Genomic DNA, 18,496 nt, shown 5'->3' with positions numbered 1-18,496 from the left:
ATCAGTTCCTGCGGTTTATTTGGCCAGGCCCGTGTTCCAGAAGAATGGCCAGGTCGAAGGGGTGTAGCCTTCGAGTTTGCTGGAACGTGCCGACAAACTGCTGAACTTGCCCACGTTGATGTAAGGCACTTCGGTGTAAACCACTTGCTGCACGGCACTCCACAGCTGGGCACGCTTGGCCGGGTCCGTCTGGCGGTTGAAGTCGCCCAGGGCCTTGGCCTTGGCCGGAGAACTCCACCAGCCTGGTGCGCCCTCGCCCAACTGCGGTGGCGAGAGCATGGGCTCGGGGAACTGGCCCGAGTGGGTCATGTAGATGTCCCACACCTTCGAGTCACCACGGCGCTGCACCAAAGTGGCCCAGTCCACCACTTGCATCTCGGGCTTGAAGCCTGCGGCCCGCAATTGCTCGGCCATGACCTGCACCATGGTGTGGTGAAACTCGTATTGGCGGCTGGTCAGCAAGCGGATGGTCTCGCCCTTGTAACCGGCTTTCTCGGCCATGTCCTTGGCGCGCTTGGCATCCTGCTTGTTGTACTGGTCAGTGCCTGCGGTCGAATAAAACGGCGTGCCCTGTGGAAAGTGGTTGCCCTCCACTGTAAAGAACCGCTTGTCGCCATAGGCAGCCGTCAGCATTTCACCTTCACCGATGGCGATCTGGATCGCTTGGCGAATGCCCTGGTTGGCCAGCACGCCTTCCTTGGTGTTGAAAACCATGTAAGGAAAGCCAAACGAAGGTGTGACGATCGGAACCACCGAGGGGCCTGCTTTTTCAACACGCGCCAAGGCCTCGGTCGGCAGTTGATCGGCAAAGTGGAACTGCCCGGCCAAAGCGCCTTCCACGCGCGTGTTGGCATTGGGTACGGGGGTAAAACGCAGCTCGTCCAACAGGGCTTCACGCTTGCCCGCATAGCCATTGGGCGCTTCGCTGCGGGCGCTGTAGCCATCAAAGCGAGACAGGATCACATACTGGTCCGGACGACGCTCCTTGAATTTGTAGGGACCCGTGCCCACAAACGAAACCAGAGGCGTGGCAATGCTCTCTTTGGCCATGATCACCGCCATGCCAGAAGGCAAGGCCAGCTGAGCCAGCAAAGAGGCGCTGGGTGCGCTGAATTTCCACTCGATGGCGTGGCTGCCTTTGGCTTCCAGACTCACGGTGTCTTTGGCCACCGATTTGCCACGCGGCGCCATCTCCATCCAGCGCTTGAGGGAGGCCACCACATCCTGAGCATCCAGGTCACGACCGCTGTGAAGCTTGACCCCTTTGCGGATGTTGATGGCATAGGTCAAGCCGTCTGCCGAGACCTTGGGCATGCCGTCGGCCAACATGGGGGTGGCTTGCCATTTGCTGTCAAAGGTGTAGAGCGTTTCGTACACGTGCTGCATGATCGTGCCGACCAGGTCCGCCGTCGAAGCCATCGGGTCCAAGCTTTGCGGTTCACCGATCATGGCCAGGTTGGCCGCCCCCCCTTTGGGCGGTGCAGCAAAAGAGGCAAAAGGCAGTGCAGCCAAGAGCAGAGTCAGCAGGTGTCGACGAGGCAAACGCAGCATGGAGGTCTCCTAGAAGTGTGGGGAAGAAAATGTAAATTTTTTACATTTTTGACTCTAAATGAATTTGGGTCGCGGATGAAACAGGGTTTTCCTGTAAATAAATGTTGAATAATGGCTTTTCTTTTTTCCAAAACACGATACGGAGACAACATATGACCGTCGAAATGCTGGGGACCTCCCCCATCGCCTCAGATCGCCTGGCCCGCCCCCTTTCCCCCGCCACACGCGCTGGCGATTTCGTTTTTGTGTCAGGTCAGGTGCCCACCAACGACCAAGGCGAAGTGGTGTCCGGTGGCATTGAGGCCCAGACACGCCAGGTCTTTGTCCGCATCCAGCAAGCACTGGCCTTGGCAGGCTGCACCCTGAACGATGTTTGCAAGGTCAGCGTGTGGCTTGCGGATGCACGCGATTTCGGCAGTTTCAACCGGGTGTACATGGAGTGCTTTGGCGAACACCGGCCTGCCCGCTCCACGGTGGAGTCACGGTTGATGATCGATGCCAAAGTCGAAATCGACGTCACAGCCTACAAACCACGCTGAACAAGCCCGGACGTGAAAAAGGCTGCAGGGACATTGCCCCTGCAGCCTTTTTTTGGCGACCACTGCGCGCAGTGGTCACTTCTTACCGGACGAATCACTTACCCGGAATCTTGCCTTCCACGCCCTTGACGTAGAACATCACGCCACCCAGGAACTTGTCGTCGGCCACCGCGTCTTTGGCCAGCACTTCCTTGCCAGCCTGGTCCACGATCGGGCCTTTCCAGATGGCGAAGCTGCCGTCTTTCAGACCGGCCTTGATCTCATCGATCTTTTTCTTGGTGTCTTCAGGCACATCCGCGGCCACCCCGACCATGTCGATCGCGCCTTCTTTCACGCCCCACCAGCTTTGGCCAGTGCTCCACTTGCCTTCCAGGGCTTCACCCACGGCCTTGACGTAGTAAGGGCCCCAGTTGATCACGGCCGAACCCAGGTGGGCCTTGGGGCCGTAGGCGGTCATGTCGGAATCCCAGCCGAAGGCGCGCTTGCCCATTTTTTCGGCGGTCTGCAGCACAGCCGACGAGTCGGTGTTTTGCATCAGCACGTCCGCGCCGCCGTTGATCAGCGAGGTGGCGGCTTCGGTTTCTTTCGGTGGGTTGAACCACTCATTCACCCAGACCACCTTGGTCTTGATCTTGGGGTTGACCGACTGGGCACCCAGGGTGAAGCTGTTGATGTTGCGCACCACCTCGGGGATTGGGATGGAGGCGACCACACCCAGGGTGTTGGTCTTGGTCATCTTGCCCGCGATCACACCCGCCATGTAAGCGCCTTCGTAGGTGCGGCTGTCGTAGGTGCGCATGTTCTCGGCGGTCTTGTAGCCGGTGGCGTGCTCGAACTTGATGTCCTTGTGGTCAGCGGCCACCTTGAGCATGGGCTCCATGTAACCGAAGGTGGTGCCAAAAATCAGCTTGTTGCCTTGGGCAGCCATGTCGCGGATCACGCGTTCGGCGTCAGCGCTTTCCGGCACTTTTTCCACAAAGCTGGTGACGACTTTGTCGCCGAAGGCTTTTTCGATTTCCTTGCGGCCGTTGTCGTGCGCAAAGGTCCAACCGCCGTCGCCCACCGGGCCGACATAGGCAAACGCGATCTTCAGGGGCTCGGCCTTGGCCGCAGCGGGCGCCTCGGCCTTGGGGGCCTCTTCCTTCTTGCCACAGCCGACCAGTGCGGCGGCGGCCACAGCGGTCAGGGCCACCATCTTCACGATGGTGCGCTTGGAGATGTCTGTCATGTCAGTTCCTTTTTTGTTGAACAGGGTTACAGGGGTTGGAAAAAAACTCATTATGAACCGGGATAAAACGGCTTGCCCAGCGAAGCGGGCATGTTCACGCGGATCCAGGTCGGGTTGCGCGAAATCAGGGCCAACACGACGATGGTGGCGATGTAGGGCAGCGCCGTGAGCAACTGGCTGGGCACTTGCACGCCCACGCCCTGCAAATGGAACTGCAGCATGGTCACACCACCGAACAAGTAGGCACCCAGCAAGACCCGTGCCGGACGCCAGGTGGCAAAGGTGGTCAGCGCCAGCGCAATCCAGCCCTTGCCCGCCACCATGCCCTCGACCCACAGCGGGGTATAGATCACCGAGATGTAAGCCCCAGCCAGACCGCACAAAGCGCCCCCGGCCACCACCGCCGCCAGGCGGATGCGGCGCACCGGGTAGCCCAATGCGTGCGCCGATGCGGGCGATTCACCCACGGCGCGCAGCACCAAACCGGTGCGGCTGCGGTACAAAAACCAGATCAGGGCCAGCACCAGCAGCATGGCCAGGTACACCAGCGGATGCTGTTTGAACAAGGCGGGGCCCAGCAAGGGGATATCGGCCAGGCCGGGAATCTCGAACTGTGGCCGCTCGGGCAACTTTTCTTTCACATAGCCAATGCCCACAAAAGCCGAAAAACCCACGCCAAACAGACTCAGCGCCAGCCCCGTGGCGTACTGGTTGGTGTTCAGCCAAATCACCAGCACCCCAAAAATGGCCGCCAGCACCGCGCCCGCGCCCATGCCCGCCGCAAAGCCCAGCCAATCGTTGCCGGTGTGCACCACGGCGGCAAAGCCCGCGATGGCCGCGCACAGCATCATGCCCTCGGCCCCCAGGTTCACCACGCCGGCTTTTTCGTTGATCAGCAAACCCAAAGCGGCAATGGCCAGCACCGTCCCCGCGTTCAGGGTCGCGGCGATCAGCAATGCATACGACTCCATCACACGCCTCCTTTCTTGACCGCCACCCAGCGCAAACGGTAGGCCACCAGCGTGTCACACGCCAACAAACAAAACAGCAGCAAACCCTGGAACACGCCCGTGATCGACTTGGGCAGGCCCAGGCGCGATTGCGCGAGTTCGCCGCCAATGTAGAACATGCTCATCAGCACCGCCGACAACACCATGCCCGCCGGGTGCAAGCGCCCGACAAAGGCCACGATGATCGCGGCAAAGCCGTAGCCTGCAGGCACATAAGGCGTCAGCTGGCCAATCGGCCCGGCCACCTCCAAAGCGCCCGCCAGTCCCGCCGCACCGCCCGAGACCATGAGTGCCACCCACAGCGCCTTGCGCGAAGAAAAGCCTGCGTAGCGCGCCGCATCGGGGGCCAGACCGCCCACTTGCTGGGCAAAGCCCGCCCGGGTGCGGAACAAAAACACCCACAGCAAGCCTGCGCCCACCAGTGCCAAGAGCAAGCCCACGCTCACACGCGAGCCCGTCATCAAACGCGGGATCTGCGTGACCGCCTCGAAAGTTTTGGACTGCGGGAAATTGAAACCGGCTGGGTCTTTCCAGGGGCCATAAACCAGATAACTCAGCACCATGTCGGCCACGTACACCAGCATCAGGCTGACCAGGATTTCGCTGGCGTTGAAGCGGTCTCGCAGCAGCGCCGTGATGCCCGCCCACAGCATGCCGCCCAGCACACCCGCCAAGAGCACCGCCAGCACGATCCAGCGGCCCGTGTCCTTGTCCGCCAGCAGCGCCACGCCCGCCGCACACACAGCGCCGATGACAAACTGCCCCTCGGCCCCGATGTTCCAGACGTTGGAGCGGAAACACACCGACAAGCCCAAGGCGATCACCAGAAGCGGCGTGGCCTTGACCATCAACTCACCCAGGGCGTAGCCGGTTTTGATGGGCTCCCAGAAAAACATTTGCAATCCGCGCACCGGGTCTTTGCCCAGCGCCATGAACAGCGCCACACCCAGCAGCACCGTGAGCACCAGCGCCAGCAGGGGCGAGGCATAAGTCCACAGGCGCGAAGCCTGGGGACGGGGTTCAAGCCGCAGCATGTTGGGCTCCTTGTTGGGCGGCTGCAGTCGGGGTGGCATCGGGCCACAAGCCGCTCATCCACTCGCCAATGCGCTCTACCGTGGCCTCGGTCCGCGCCACAGATGGCGACAAGCGCCCCTTGGCGATCACATGCAATCGGTCAGACAACTCGAACAATTCGTCCAGCTCCTCACTCACCACCAGCACCGCGCAACCCGCGTCGCGCAGCGCCAAAATCTCGGCGCGAATTTGCGCCGCCGCGCCCACGTCCACGCCCCAGGTGGGTTGCGACACGATCAGCAGCTTCGGGGCTGCGCTGATTTCGCGCCCCACAATGAACTTTTGCAAATTGCCGCCCGACAGCGACTGCGCTGCCGCATCCGGCCCGGAGGCCTTGACTTTGAAGCGGTCGATGATGCTGAGCGCTTGGTCGGCCAATGCCCCCATGCGTACCCAGCCGCCCGCGCCCAGCGCTTCGCTGCGTGTGAGCAACAGGTTTTGCGACAGGCTGAGCGAAGGCACAGCGCCCCGGCCCAAGCGCTCTTCGGGCACAAAATGCAGACCCATCTGCCTGCGCGGCACCGGCCCCAAAGCCGCGACCGGCTGACCGGCCAAACTCACGCTGGCCGCGCCACACTGCACGCCCGCCCGGGTGTCTTCACCCGACAAAGCCCACATCAGCTCTCTTTGGCCATTGCCCGACACCCCGGCCAGGCCCACCACCTCGCCCGCACGCACCTGCAGGCTGATGCCGTCCAGGTCCACGCCAAACGGGTCTTGCCGTGTGAGGCTCAGGCCCTTGACCGACAACACCACCTCGCCCGGTGAGCGCGCCACATGCTGCAAAGCCGGGGGCTCCGCGCCAATCATCAAGCGGCTCAGCGAAGCGTTGGACTCTTCACGCGGGTCGCACACGCCCGTGAGCTTGCCGCCGCGCAGCACGGTGCAGGCACTGCACAGCGCCCGGATTTCGTGCAACTTGTGCGAGATGTACAAAATACTGACGCCCTGACTGACCAATTTGTGCAGCACCACAAACAACTTCTCCACCGCCTGCGGCGTCAGCACCGAAGTGGGCTCATCCAAAATCAAGAGCTTGGGCTCGGTCAGTAGCGCCCGGATGATCTCCACCCGCTGCATCTCGCCCACGCTCAGGGTGTGCACCGGGCGCTCGGGCTCCAGGTCCAGGCCGTATTCGCTGGCCTTGGCCACGATGCGCTCGGTCACCTCGGCCAGGCTGAGCGACTTGTCCAGCCCCAGCCAGACGTTTTCGGCCACCGTGAGTGTGTCAAACAGACTGAAGTGCTGGAACACCATGCTGATGCCCAGCTTGCGCGCTTCCTGCGGGTTGCGGATTTGCACGGGCTGGCCGTTGAACACCACCTGGCCCTCGTCGGGCTTGACCGAGCCATAAATGATTTTCATCAGCGTGGACTTGCCTGCGCCGTTTTCGCCCAGCACGGCATGGGCCTGGCCGGGCATCACGGTCAGCGACACGTCCTGGTTGGCCACCACGCCCGGGTAGCGCTTGGTGATGCCTTGCAAAGACAGAAGGGGTGTGGTCATGTCAAATGAGAATCCTGAGGATGGGGCAATTGGGATGCACTGATTTTCACCTGCTCCCGCAGCCACTTGGCGGCGGCCGAGCTGTGGCTGCGTTCATGCCAAAGCTGGTAGTACACCATCTTGGGAAACAGCACGGGGCAAGGCAGCAGGACCAAACCGCTTTGCGATTCAGGGCCTTGTAAAAACCGCTGGCAATACTGGCGGCCCGTGGTCAGCACAAGCAAACTCGATGCCACCATGCGCGGCATCAAACCGAAGTGGGCACAACGTGCGGCGATGTGGCGCGACAGGTTCAGGCGGTCCAGGTGTTCATCGATCACGCCTCGCCAGCCGGGATAGGCCGGGGTGGGCGCAATGTGCTCACAAGCGAGCCAATCGTCTGGCGTCCAGCCACGGCGCACCGCCGGGTGCTTGCTGCTGACCAGGCAAACCACCTCGTCTTCAAACAGCTGGGCGCGGTGCAGCTCTTCACTGGGCTGCGCCCAGTTGCCAATCACCACGTCGATCAGGCCCTGACCCAGGTCATGCGCGTATTGGGCCTGGGCCGACAGGGCATGCACCTCAACCCGGCAGCCCGGCGCCAGCGACTTGACGCGGGCCATGACGGACGGCAGGAACAAAGGGGCCAGCGTGTCGCTGGCTGCGATGCGAAAAGTCTCGCGGGCCTCAGCCGGGTCAAACAACCGGGCTGGAGAGAACAGGCTTTCGGCCGATTGCAAAATCTGCGTGACCGGCCCCAACATCTGCAGGCCCACGTCGGTGGGCACCATGCCGGTGCCCGAGCGCACCAAAATCGGGTCACCCGTCAGCTCGCGCAGGCGTTTGAGCGCCACCGACACGGCCGGCTGTTGCTGGCCCAGGCGCATGGCGGTTTTGGAGACACTGCGTTCGATGAGCAAGGTGTGAAGGGTGCGAATGAGTTGAAGGTCGATCTTGTCGAAAAGATGCGGCTGCTTCATATCCATTTTCAGATAAGCGTTATGGCGATTTACCCATGGGTAAACATCGGGTTTGCCCTAGGATCATCCGATCCTCAAGGACACATGGGCCATGTCAAAAACGCTTGTCTCCCCTCTTAAATCGGCGCCGCTGCCATCGAGCCCCTTGCGGTTCTGGCATCGCGGTCAAGTGATGAATCCGGGCAATGTACCACCAGACCGCACCCTGCTGGACCTGCTGCGCGAGGACCTGCGCCTCACGGCCACCAAAGAGGGCTGCGCCGCCGGCGACTGCGGGGCCTGCACGGTGGTCGTGGCAGAAGCGGTGGATGGGCGTTTGCAGTACCGCGCCGTCAACAGCTGCATCAAGCCGGCGCACGCCATCGACGGCCAAGCCCTGTGGACCGCCGCCGATCTGGCGCAGAGCGACGGCACGCTGCACCCGGTGCAGCAAGCCATGGTCGAGTGCCACGGCTCGCAATGCGGATTTTGCACACCCGGTTTTGTGATGAGCCTGTTTGCGCTCTACCAGCGAACCGTGGCCCAAGGCCAGGCCGTGGACAGCCACCGAGCACACGAAGCCTTGTCGGGCAACCTGTGCCGCTGCACCGGCTACCGGCCCATCGTGCAGGCGGCGTGCAGTCTTCAAGCTGATGCCGCGCAGGCTATGGATGAGACACCCATTGTGGCAGCGCTGCACAAGCTGGCGGCCACCGAAAAGACCGATGGCAATTACCTGCGCCCCACCACCCTGCCCGCCTTGCTGCAAGCCCGTGCCCAGCGCCCCCAAGCGCAACTGATCGCCGGGGCCACCGATGCCGGGCTGTGGATCACGCAGAGCCTGCGCCGCCTGCCGCAGATCATCGACCTCACCCGCGTGGCCGAGCTGCGTCGGGTGGAGCATTACCCGCAGCACATCGCCATTGGCGCGGCCGTGAATTTGCAAGACGCGTTTGAGGCGCTGGCCGCCGACCGGCCGGTGATCGCGCCCTTTGGCGAGCGCTTCGCGGGCTGGCCGGTGCGCCAGTCGGGCACGCTGGGCGGCAACGTGGCCAATGGCTCGCCGATTGGCGACAGCATGCCGCTCTTGATCGCGCTGGGCGCGCAGGTGGTGTTGATGGCGTGGCGCAAGGGAAAAGCCGTGCACCGCCATGTGCCGCTGGACCGGTTCTACACCGGCTACCGCCAAAGCCTGCTGGCCCCGGACGAGGTGCTGGCCTGGGTAGTGGTGCCTCGCCCCGCCCCCGGCGAATGGCTGGGTGCTTACAAGGTGTCCAAACGACAAGAAGACGACATCTCGGCCGTGTGCTTGGCGGTGCAACTGCAGGTGGAGGGTGGGCACATCACCGCAGCACGCATCGGCGCGGGCGGTGTGGCCGCCACGCCCGCACGCGCCGTGAAGACCGAGGCCACGCTCCTCGGCCAACCGTGGAACGAAGCCACTTTGGCAACGGCACAACAAGCCATCGCGCAAGAGTTTTCACCGCTCAGCGATTTGCGCGCCAGCGCCGATTACCGCCGAACCCTCTTGGGTCAACTGCTGCGCCGCGCCTGGTTGGAGAGCACCGGGCAAGCCACGGTTCGTTTGGAGGACCTCGCATGAACACGAATGCCCCAACCGCCAGCACCCACCGCTTCCACGAAAGCGCCACCGCACAGGTCCAAGGCCGCGCCAGCTACATCGACGACCTGCCACTGGTCGAAGGCACGCTGCACGCTGCGCCGCTGATGAGTCCCTTGGCCAACGGCCAGTTGATCGCCATGGACCTGGAGGCGGTGATGGCCGCACCCGGCGTGGTGGGCACAGTCACCGCGCCAGACATTCCGGGTGACCCACTGCTGGCCACCTTTGTGCACGACGAGCCCATTTTTGCCGGGCCGCAGCTCATGCACGTGGGCCAGGTCATGGGCTTGGTGGTGGGCCACAGCCACACCCAGGCGCGGCAGGCCGGACGCCTGATGCGATTGCAAACGAAGAACGGCACGCCCCTTCTGCACGCCCGCGAGGCCCTGCAAGCGGGCAGCTTTGTGCTGCCCAAAGTCACGGTGCAGCGCGGCGATGCAGCGCAGGCCTTGGCACACGCACCGCACCGCCTGCAAGGCTCGCTGGAGATCGGCGGGCAAGAACACTTCTATCTGGAAAGCCAGATCGCGTACGCGATTCCGCAAGACAACGGCCACTGGCTGATCCACAGCGGCACGCAGCACCCGGGCGAGGTGCAGCACTGGGTGGCGCACGCGCTGCACATCCCACTGTCGCAGGTGCGGGTGGTGTGCCGGCGCATGGGTGGCGGCTTCGGCGGCAAAGAAACGCAGGCCGGGCATTTGGCCGTGTGGGCGGCGCTCGCCGCGCACAAGTTCGGTCGGCCCGTGAAACTGCGGCTGGACCGGGGCGACGACATCCTGATCACCGGCAAACGCCACCCCTTCAGCCACGACTGGCAAGTGGGCTTTGATGCGAGGGGCCGCGTGCTGGGTTTGGATTCGGTGCAGTTGGCGCATTGCGGCCACAGCGCCGACCTGAGTGGCCCGGTGGCCGACCGCGCGATCTTCCACACCGACAACGCTTACTTTTTGAGCGACCTGCACATCACCTCGCACCGCTGCAAAACCCACACCCAAAGCCACACCGCGTTCCGCGGTTTTGGCGGGCCGCAGGGCGTGCTGCTGATCGAAACCGTCATGGGTGACTTTGCCCGCCACCTCGGCGTGGACGCGCTCGATGTGCGACTGGCCAACCTGTACGGTGTGGCGGATGGTGAGAACAAGCGCGACACCACGCCTTACGGCATGAAGGTCGAAGACAACATCCTGCACCCGCTGATGACGCAGCTGGCCGAGCGCTGCGACTACCGTGCACGCCGCCAAGCCATCACAGACTGGAACGCCCAACACAGCGTGATCAAAAAAGGCCTGGCGCTCACGCCGGTCAAGTTCGGCATCAGCTTCACCGCCACACAATTCAACCAAGCCGGTGCGGTGGTTTCGGTCTACACCGACGGCAGCGTGCGCGTGAACCACGGCGGCACCGAAATGGGCCAGGGCCTGCACACCAAGGTGTGTGGCCTGGTGGCCCGCGTGCTGGGCTTGCCCGCCGCCCAGGTGCAAGCCAGCGCCAGCGACACCGACCAGGTGGCCAACGCCAGCGCCACGGCGGCCTCCAGCGGCACCGACCTCAATGGCCGCGCCGCCGAAAACGCTGCGCTGCAGGTGCGGCAGAACATCGCCGCCTGCATCGCCAAGGCCGATGGGTGCAGCGCCGATGCCGTGCGTTTTGAAGGCGGCCAGGTCATCACACCCCTGCGCCAGCGCAGCTTCACCGAGGCCGTGCAATACGCCTACGGTCAGCGGGTGCAGCTGTGGAGCGACGGCTTTTACGCGACACCCAAAATCCACTACGACCGCACCACCCTGACCGGCCGGCCGTTTTATTACTTCGCTTACGGCGCGGCCTGCAGCGAAGTGGCCATCGACACGCTGACGGGCGAATACCGCGTGCTGCGCACCGACATCCTGCACGACGTGGGCCATTCGCTGCACCCCGAGATCGACATCGGCCAGATCGAAGGCGGCTTTGCGCAAGGCCTGGGCTGGCTCACCACCGAAGAGCTGGTCTGGAACGCCAAAGGCGAGTTGCTCACCAAGGGCGCGAGTACCTACAAAATCCCCACCGCCGCCGACATGCCCGCGCAGCTGAACATTGAGCTCTGGCACGAAGCCAACCGCGAAGACAACGTAGGCGGCAGCAAAGCCGTGGGCGAGCCGCCTTTCATGCTGGCCATCAGCGTGTTCGAAGCCCTGCGCGACGCCATCGCCGCCACCCGCCCGGGCAACACGCCCATCCACTTGGACACCCCCGCCACGCCCGAGCGCGTGCTGAACGCTATCCTTGCCCCATGACGCTTTCTGCTGTTTCCCATCTGCAAGGCTGGCGCGCTGGCCTGCTGTGGTTTCCCGACCCGCAAAATCCCAAGGCCCAGCACGAAACCGACGGCCTCCTGGTCACCGCACGCGAGTCCGACGGCATCGTGCGCATCCAGGCCATCGGCCCCTACCGCGATCTCGCCCCGCATTACCCCGACCTGCTCGTGAAGCACTGGCCTGGCCTGTGCATCGCGCCGGGCTTTGTGGACCTGCACATCCACTACCCACAAACCGATGTGATCGGCTCGCCCGCCGAGGGTCTGTTGCCCTGGCTGGAGCACTACACCTTTCCGCACGAAAAACAGTTTTCAGACCCTGCCTACGCGCACGAAGTGACCGGATTCTTTCTGGACGAGCTGATGCGCCACGGCGTGACCACGGCGCTGTGCTTTGCCACCGCGCCCCCCGAGTCGGTCAATGTGTTCATGGCCGAGGCGCAAAAGCGCCGCCTGCGCATGATCACCGGCAAGGTGCTGCAAGACCGTCACAGCCCCGACGGCCTGCGCGACACCGACACCGCCTTGAGCCTGCGCCAAACCGAAGACCTGATCCACCGCTGGCATTGCGTGGACCGCCTGGGCTACGCCATCACGCCGCGCTTTGCGCCCACCAGCAGCCCTGAGCAACTGCATGGCGCGGGCGAAATCGCACAGCAGTTCCCCGATGTGTGGATCCAGTCGCACGTGGCCGAAAACGTCGACGAAATCCGCTGGGTGAGCGAACTGTTCCCCGAGGCGCGCAGCTACCTCGATGTCTACGACCGCGCCGGCCTGCTGCGCCAACGCTCGGTCTACGCGCATTGCATTTACCTGGACGCGGCCGACCGCCGCCGCATGGCCGAAGTGGGCGCAACCGCCGCCGTCAGCCCCACCAGCAACCTGTTTCTGGGCAGCGGCTTTTTTGACTACACCGCCTCGGACGCTGCGGGCTTGCGCTATGGCCTGGCCAGCGATGTGGGTGGCGGCACCAGCTTCAGCCCCTTTCACACCATGCACGCAGCCTACACCGTGGCCCGGCAAAACGTCGGTCGCCCCGGCATCAGCTTGGCACCCGAACACCTGTGGTGGCAACACACGGCGGGCGCCGCCGCTGCGCTCGATCTGAACGGCAAGATTGGCAACCTGCTGCCCGGCTGCGAAGCCGACTTTGTGGTGCTCAACCCCCAAACCACGCCGCTGCTGGCGCGGCGCACAGCGCAAACCGAAACCTTGGCCGAATGGCTGTTCGCCATGATCGTGCTGGGCGATGAACGGCTGGTTGCGCACACGGTGGTGCAGGGCCAAACCGTCACCATCGATCGGTAGGTCGGCGGCTTCAGCCCCGACACATGCAAGTGGTCCACTGTGTCGGGGCTGAAGCCACCAACCTACAAAAACCAAAGCAGAGCTCACCGACAATAAGGCATGAGCGCCGACAACGAACACCCCATCATCGATCCCAACCAGGCCCAGCGCGAGTCCGTGCGCCGGGGCATTGCGCAATTTCAGGCGCGGCTGCAGGCTGCAGGCCACAACTTTCGGGAGCCCCCGCCGGAGCCCACTTCATGCTGCGGGCGCGGCTGCAATGGCTGCGTGTGGGAAAGCTATGACGCCGCGCTGATGTTCTGGTACGAAGACGCAGGCGCCTTGCTCCATTGAATCCGCGCCAATGTGAACCTACCCTGTACAGCTTGCGCGCATTCACAAACGCCAAGAACCCGCTGGGCACGGCACGTTAAAACAAGCCCATCTGCCCCACCGCGGACGGCGGCCTGAAGCCGTCCACATTCCAGTCGTGCCGCTGGCGGTTCAAGCCCAGGCGCCTGCAGGCCTTGTCAAAGCGCTGGGCGATCAGGTCGGCCCAGATGCCCTGGCCGCTGCGGCGTGTGGCAAAACTGGCGTCGTAGTCCTTGCCACCGCGCAGGTCGTGCATGCGGGCCATCACGCGGGCGGCGCGGTCGGGGTAATGCAGGTCCAGCCATTGCCGAAACAGCGGTGCCAGCTCCCACGGCAGGCGCAGCACCACATAAAAAGCGCTGGTAGCCCCGGCGTCGCGTGCCGCTTCGAGCACCTGCTCCATGTCGTCGTTGATGAACGGAATTTGCGGCGACACACTCACCCCCACCGGGATGCCCGCATCGGCCAGTGTGCGGATGGTGCGCAAACGCCGCCAAGGGGCGGCGGCGCGCGGCTCCATGCGTCGCGCCAGCTCAGCGTCGAGCGTGGTCACACTCACATACACACCCGCCTGCCCGCGCGACGCCATGGGTGCGAGCAGGTCGATGTCGCGCTCGATGCCGCTGCCCTTGGTCACCACGGCCATGGGGTGGTGACAGTCGTGCAAAACCTGCAGCACCTCGCGGGTCAGGCGCAATTCGCGGTCCAGGGGTTGGTAGGCGTCGGTCACGGTGCCCAAGGTCATCATGCCGGGGGTGTATCGCGGGCTGGCCAGTTCTTGCACCAGCCGGTCGGCCAAGCCCCGCTTGGCGATCAAACGGGTCTCGAAATCCAGCCCGGGCGACAAGCCCAGATAGCTGTGCGAGGGGCGGGCATAGCAGTAGCTGCAACCGTGCTCGCAGCCGCGATAAGGGTTGAGCGAGCGGTCAAAGCCGATATCGGGCGAGGTGTTGCGGCTGATGGCGCTTTTGGCGTCTTCCCAGGTCCAGGTGGTGGCGATGCGTGTGGCTTCTTCGGGGTCGACCGCCCAGCCGTCGTCAAACGGCTCGCGGGCATCGCGCTCGAAGCGGTGCGCCAGGCGCGTGGCGCTGCCTCGGCCTTTGATCTGGCTGATCGGGATGGCGACGGGTGGTTTCTGCATAACTGTTCATTTATACAGTATTTTGCATCCCAATCAGCGACTGCCCTGTCGCCAGGCTGGCCAAGCTTCAGGCAGATAGAGCAGCCAACACCTCTTGCACGGTCGTGGGACGCACCAGGCGTGCTACCTCTTGGCCGTCACGCAAAACGAGGAAAGTCGGCCAGTGCTTGACTCGGTAACTGCGGCCCAGCGCACGCCCCGGACCGTCTTCGATTTTGAGGTGTTGCCATGGCGGCTGCTGTGCCAGCGCCTGAGCCACCACAGGCTGTGCAGCGCGGCAGTGGCCGCACCAATCGGTGCCAAATTCGAGCAAGGTCAGGCCGCGCAGCGCGTCCACATCGGCGCGGCTGGGCGCTTCGATTGGGCTGAGGTAAGGCCTGTGGTCAGACACCCGCTAACTCACGCAAGGCCTGCGGATTGGGCAGGCCCAACACACGCCCGCCACCACTGATGAGCTGACGATCGCGCAGGTGACGCAACACCCGGGAAAAAGTCTCCGGCGCAATGCCCAGTTGTGCGGCGATGGTGCGTTTGCGCTCGGTGAGTTTCACGGCCAGGCTGCCACTCAGATCGACGGGTTCGGCATGGCGCAGCAACCATTCGGCGCAGCGCGCATCGGCGTCCTTGGCCAGACGGCTCACGGCCAATTCGGTTTGCTGGCGCTGCGATCGCGCCATGTCCATGAGCAGGGTTTGGGAAGCCTCGGGCAGCGTCCGAACCTGGGCCACGAAATCGGGCACGCGCACATACTGCACCTGCACTTCGGTCTCGGCCACCGCGTCGACCACATGCGGCAGGTCCATCAAACCAGAAGCCGCTTCAAGCCAAAACGGACCCTCCACCACGCCCAGCTGGTGAGCCATGTCCCCGTGACCCATGGCGCCCATGACGCCCAACACCACACGCCCTTGCATGACATGCACGATGCGGTCCACCACATCGCCGCGGTGCAGCAACACCGTGCCAGCCGCCAAGGTGGCTGTGGGCTCGGACAAAGAGGGAAAAGAAGAATCCAACATGGTGAAGTGGAATGTGCCAGAGCCTCGGGCCTGCGTTTTTGACACAAATCAACAACACCCCCGACAAATGGCTACCCGCATACGCGGGCATGGCAGATCGTCGGCGTTTTCAGCGCATCGCGCGACAAACCATGCAGATCACACCACCAAAATAGCCCGGAAATCATTCACATTGGTGTGTGTCGGCCCGGTGATGACCAGATCGCCCAGGGGCGCAAAAAACCCATAGGCGTCGTTGCGCTGCAGGTGCTCATCCACTTTGTGCCCCAGCGCCGCAGCACGGGCCAAGGTATCGGGGCTCACTTGCGCCCCGGCGTTGTCCTCGATGCCGTCGATGCCATCGGTATCGGCCGCCAAAGCCCACACACCGGGCTGCCCTTGCAAACCCTGCGCCAGACCCATGCAAAACTCGCCTGCTCGGCCGCCGCGACCTTTGGGCGTGCCGGTAGGCTGCGGTTTGATGGTCACCGTGGTCTCACCACCGCTCAGGATCACACACGGCTTGGTGAATGGCCCGAGGCCTTTGGCCGTCGCACGGGCCAGTGCCGCATGCACCTTGCCCACCTCGCGCGACTCGCCTTCGATCTCGTCACTCAGGATGTAGGCATTCAGCCCCTGCGCATGGGCAGCCGCTGCAGCCGCCTCCAGCGACTGCTGGGGCGTGGCGATCATGTGCACGCTGTGCCCCGCAAACACGGGCGATCCGGGCTTGGGCGTTTCCCATGCGCCCGACTGCAAAGCCTGCAGCACCGAGTCGGGCACCGTGATGGCATAGCGCTTGAGGATGGCCAGCGCATCGGCACAGCTGGTGGCATCGGGCACGGTCGGGCCACTGGCGATGATGGACGGATCATCACCCGGCACATCGCTGATGGTGAGCGTGACCACCCGCGCAGGCGCACAAGCGGCCGCGAGGCGCCCGCCCTTGATGCGCGAGAGGTGCTTGCGCAGGCAATTCATCTCGGCAATATTGGCGCCACTCGCCAGCAACTGGCGGTTGATGTCCTGCTTGAGCTGCAGATCGATGCCGTCGGCAGGCAAGGTCAGCAGCGACGAGCCGCCGCCCGAGATCAGGCACAGCACCAGGTCGTCAGCCGTCAGGTCTTTCGTCAAGGCCAAAATGCGCTCGGCCGCTTGCAGGCCCGCAGCGTCAGGCACAGGGTGCGAAGCCTCGACCACCTCGATGCGCTCGGGCAACCCCGCAGGCCGTGGCGGCGTGTGCCCGTAGCGCGTGACCACCAGACCCGACAGCGGGGCGTCGTGAGGCCACAGCGCCTCGACCGCTTGCGCCATCGCCCCCCCGGCCTTGCCTGCACCCAGCACCAGGGTGCGGCCCTTGGGGGGTGCAGGCAAATGGGCCGCAGTGTTGTGCAGTGGCAAGGCGCGTTGCACGGCCACGTCGTACAGCGCTTTCAGGAAGGCTTGGGGGTCTTGGGTCGAGGCAGGAATGTGGGGCTGGACGTCTTGCATGGACAAATTGTGCCCCAAGGCAGGTACAGTTCTTCACATGACCACCTTGCTCATCCACCGCGCACGCTGCATCGCCACCATGGACGATGCCAAGACCGAATTACCCGGTGCCTCGCTCCTGATCCGCGACGGCCGCATCGAACGCATCATTGCGGCTGACGAAAACACCGATGAACTGCTCACACAAGTGGACGAAGTGATCGACGCGCGCCGCCATGTGGTGGTGCCAGGCCTGATCAACACGCACCACCACATGTACCAATCGCTCACGCGGGCGATACCCCAAGTGCAAAACGCCGAGCTGTTCAGTTGGCTCCAAGGCCTGTACCCGATCTGGGTGGGCCTCACGCCCGAGATGGTGCGTGTCTCAGGCCAGGTGGCCATGGCCGAGCTGCTCCTGAGCGGCTGCACCACCAGCTCTGACCACCTCTACATTTACCCCAACGGCGTGCGGCTGGACGACAGCATCGAAGCCGCGCACACCATCGGCATGCGCTTCACGGCCACACGCGGCAGCATGAGCGTGGGCGAGAGCCAAGGCGGCTTGCCACCCGACCGCGTGGTCGAGCAGGAACCCGCCATCCTCAAAGAAACCCAGCGCCTGATCGAGACTTGGCATGACGCCAGCTACGGGTCGATGACGCATGTGGCCGTGGCCCCCTGCTCGCCCTTCAGCGTGAGCCAGGACCTGATGCGCGAATCGGCAAAGCTCGCCCGCGCCCACGGCGTGCGCCTGCACACCCACCTGGCCGAAAACGACCACGACATCGCCTACACCCGCGAGAAGTTCAACTGCACCCCCGCGCAATACGCGCAAGACCTGGACTGGGTGGGCCACGATGTGTGGCATGCCCACGGCGTCAAACTCGACGACGAAGGCACGTATTTGTTTGCACGCACGCGCACCGGCATTGCCCACTGCCCCTGCAGCAACATGCGCTTGGCCAGCGGCATCTTGCCGCTTCGCAAAATGCTCGACGCAGGCGTGCCGATGGGCCTGGGCGTGGACGGCAGCGCCAGCAACGATGCGGCGCATTTGCTGAATGAAGCCCGCCAGGCGATGCTGCTGGCGCGTGTGGGCAAGGCCTTAGAGCCGTTCGGTTGTGACCACGGCCCAGCCAACATGACACCCCGCGACGCCCTGCGCCTGGCCACACGCGGCGGCGCCGAAGTGCTGGGCCGCGCCCACGAACTGGGCCAAATCAAAGAAGGCTATTGCGCCGACATCGCCATGTTCCGCACCGACACACTGAGCATGGCGGGCGGTGCTGTGCACGACCCGGTGGGGGCGCTCTTGCTGTGCGCCAGCGACAACGCCGACTACACCATCGTCAATGGCCGCGTGGTGGTGCGCCAGGGCCAGATCACCACCGTGGACATGGGGCCGCTGATCGAACGGCACAACCAGCTGGCGATGCAGTTGGCGCTGGGGGCGAACTGA

16 protein-coding genes are annotated in these 18,496 nt (G+C 63.9%); 6 read left to right on the top strand and 10 right to left on the bottom strand.

What is annotated here, in order from left to right:
- Positions 1-15: 15 nt before the first annotated feature.
- Positions 16-1,551, bottom strand: coding sequence for an ABC transporter substrate-binding protein (locus tag ACZ5RT_RS06880; RefSeq protein WP_291925170.1), 1,536 nt, complete (start codon positions 1,549-1,551; stop codon positions 16-18).
- Positions 1,552-1,703: 152 nt separating this feature from the next.
- Between ACZ5RT_RS06880 and ACZ5RT_RS06875 the strand changes: the two genes are divergently transcribed.
- The gene (locus tag ACZ5RT_RS06875; protein ID WP_464453981.1) at positions 1,704-2,090 is read left to right on the top strand and encodes a RidA family protein; all 387 of its coding nucleotides are present in this window, start codon (positions 1,704-1,706) and stop codon (positions 2,088-2,090) included.
- Positions 2,091-2,184: 94 nt separating this feature from the next.
- Here the strand turns inward: ACZ5RT_RS06875 and ACZ5RT_RS06870 are convergent, their stop codons facing one another.
- From ACZ5RT_RS06870 to ACZ5RT_RS06850, 5 genes are read right to left on the bottom strand one after another with little or no spacing between them, the layout of a single operon-like run.
- Positions 2,185-3,318, bottom strand: coding sequence for a BMP family ABC transporter substrate-binding protein (locus ACZ5RT_RS06870; RefSeq protein ID WP_464453980.1), 1,134 nt, complete (start codon positions 3,316-3,318; stop codon positions 2,185-2,187).
- Between the two features lie 50 nt (positions 3,319-3,368).
- Positions 3,369-4,289 (bottom strand): ABC transporter permease, encoded by a 921-nt coding sequence (locus tag ACZ5RT_RS06865; RefSeq protein ID WP_422171874.1) that lies wholly within the window; start codon positions 4,287-4,289, stop codon positions 3,369-3,371.
- Complete coding sequence (locus ACZ5RT_RS06860; RefSeq protein WP_464453979.1) at positions 4,289-5,362, bottom strand: ABC transporter permease; 1,074 nt, start codon at positions 5,360-5,362, stop codon at positions 4,289-4,291. The genes ACZ5RT_RS06865 and ACZ5RT_RS06860 overlap by 1 nt, the downstream gene beginning before the upstream one ends.
- Positions 5,349-6,908, bottom strand: coding sequence for an ABC transporter ATP-binding protein (locus ACZ5RT_RS06855; RefSeq protein WP_464453978.1), 1,560 nt, complete (start codon positions 6,906-6,908; stop codon positions 5,349-5,351). The genes ACZ5RT_RS06860 and ACZ5RT_RS06855 overlap by 14 nt, the downstream gene beginning before the upstream one ends.
- Positions 6,905-7,867, bottom strand: a complete 963-nt coding sequence (locus ACZ5RT_RS06850; RefSeq protein WP_464453977.1) for a LysR family transcriptional regulator — start codon at positions 7,865-7,867, stop codon at positions 6,905-6,907. The genes ACZ5RT_RS06855 and ACZ5RT_RS06850 overlap by 4 nt, the downstream gene beginning before the upstream one ends.
- Positions 7,868-8,039: 172 nt before the next feature.
- Here ACZ5RT_RS06850 and xdhA point away from each other — a divergent pair, with 172 nt between their 5' ends.
- From xdhA to ACZ5RT_RS06830, 4 genes are all read left to right on the top strand, one after another.
- The gene (gene xdhA, locus ACZ5RT_RS06845) at positions 8,040-9,449 is read left to right on the top strand and encodes a xanthine dehydrogenase small subunit (RefSeq protein WP_464453976.1); all 1,410 of its coding nucleotides are present in this window, start codon (positions 8,040-8,042) and stop codon (positions 9,447-9,449) included.
- A complete protein-coding gene (xdhB, locus tag ACZ5RT_RS06840; RefSeq protein WP_464453975.1) occupies positions 9,446-11,746 on the top strand; it encodes a xanthine dehydrogenase molybdopterin binding subunit in 2,301 nt (766 codons plus the stop codon). Before xdhA ends, xdhB begins: the two co-directional genes overlap by 4 nt.
- The gene (guaD, locus tag ACZ5RT_RS06835) at positions 11,743-13,074 is read left to right on the top strand and encodes a guanine deaminase (protein ID WP_464453974.1); all 1,332 of its coding nucleotides are present in this window, start codon (positions 11,743-11,745) and stop codon (positions 13,072-13,074) included. The genes xdhB and guaD overlap by 4 nt, the downstream gene beginning before the upstream one ends.
- A 99-nt stretch (positions 13,075-13,173) precedes the next feature.
- A complete protein-coding gene (locus tag ACZ5RT_RS06830) occupies positions 13,174-13,407 on the top strand; it encodes an oxidoreductase-like domain-containing protein (RefSeq protein ID WP_464453973.1) in 234 nt (77 codons plus the stop codon).
- Positions 13,408-13,483: 76 nt separating this feature from the next.
- On the opposite strand, the gene ACZ5RT_RS06825 is transcribed toward ACZ5RT_RS06830, so the two are convergent.
- The 4 genes from ACZ5RT_RS06825 to ACZ5RT_RS06810 form a co-directional block, all read right to left on the bottom strand.
- Complete coding sequence (locus tag ACZ5RT_RS06825) at positions 13,484-14,566, bottom strand: PA0069 family radical SAM protein (RefSeq protein ID WP_464453972.1); 1,083 nt, start codon at positions 14,564-14,566, stop codon at positions 13,484-13,486.
- A gap of 67 nt (positions 14,567-14,633) precedes the next feature.
- Complete coding sequence (locus tag ACZ5RT_RS06820; RefSeq protein WP_422170983.1) at positions 14,634-14,957, bottom strand: thioredoxin family protein; 324 nt, start codon at positions 14,955-14,957, stop codon at positions 14,634-14,636.
- The gene (locus ACZ5RT_RS06815) at positions 14,950-15,585 is read right to left on the bottom strand and encodes a Crp/Fnr family transcriptional regulator (protein WP_464453971.1); all 636 of its coding nucleotides are present in this window, start codon (positions 15,583-15,585) and stop codon (positions 14,950-14,952) included. The genes ACZ5RT_RS06820 and ACZ5RT_RS06815 overlap by 8 nt, the downstream gene beginning before the upstream one ends.
- A gap of 138 nt (positions 15,586-15,723) precedes the next feature.
- Entirely contained in the window at positions 15,724-17,055 is a 1,332-nt protein-coding gene (locus tag ACZ5RT_RS06810; RefSeq protein ID WP_464453970.1) for a glycerate kinase type-2 family protein, read from the bottom strand.
- A 37-nt stretch (positions 17,056-17,092) separates the two neighbouring features.
- Here ACZ5RT_RS06810 and ACZ5RT_RS06805 point away from each other — a divergent pair, with 37 nt between their 5' ends.
- Positions 17,093-18,496: an 8-oxoguanine deaminase gene (locus tag ACZ5RT_RS06805; RefSeq protein ID WP_464453969.1), complete on the top strand. Its 1,404-nt coding sequence runs from the start codon at positions 17,093-17,095 to the stop codon at positions 18,494-18,496.

Source organism: Limnohabitans sp. TEGF003 (assembly GCF_055395455.1).
This window is presented reverse-complemented; position numbering and strand designations above follow the sequence as displayed.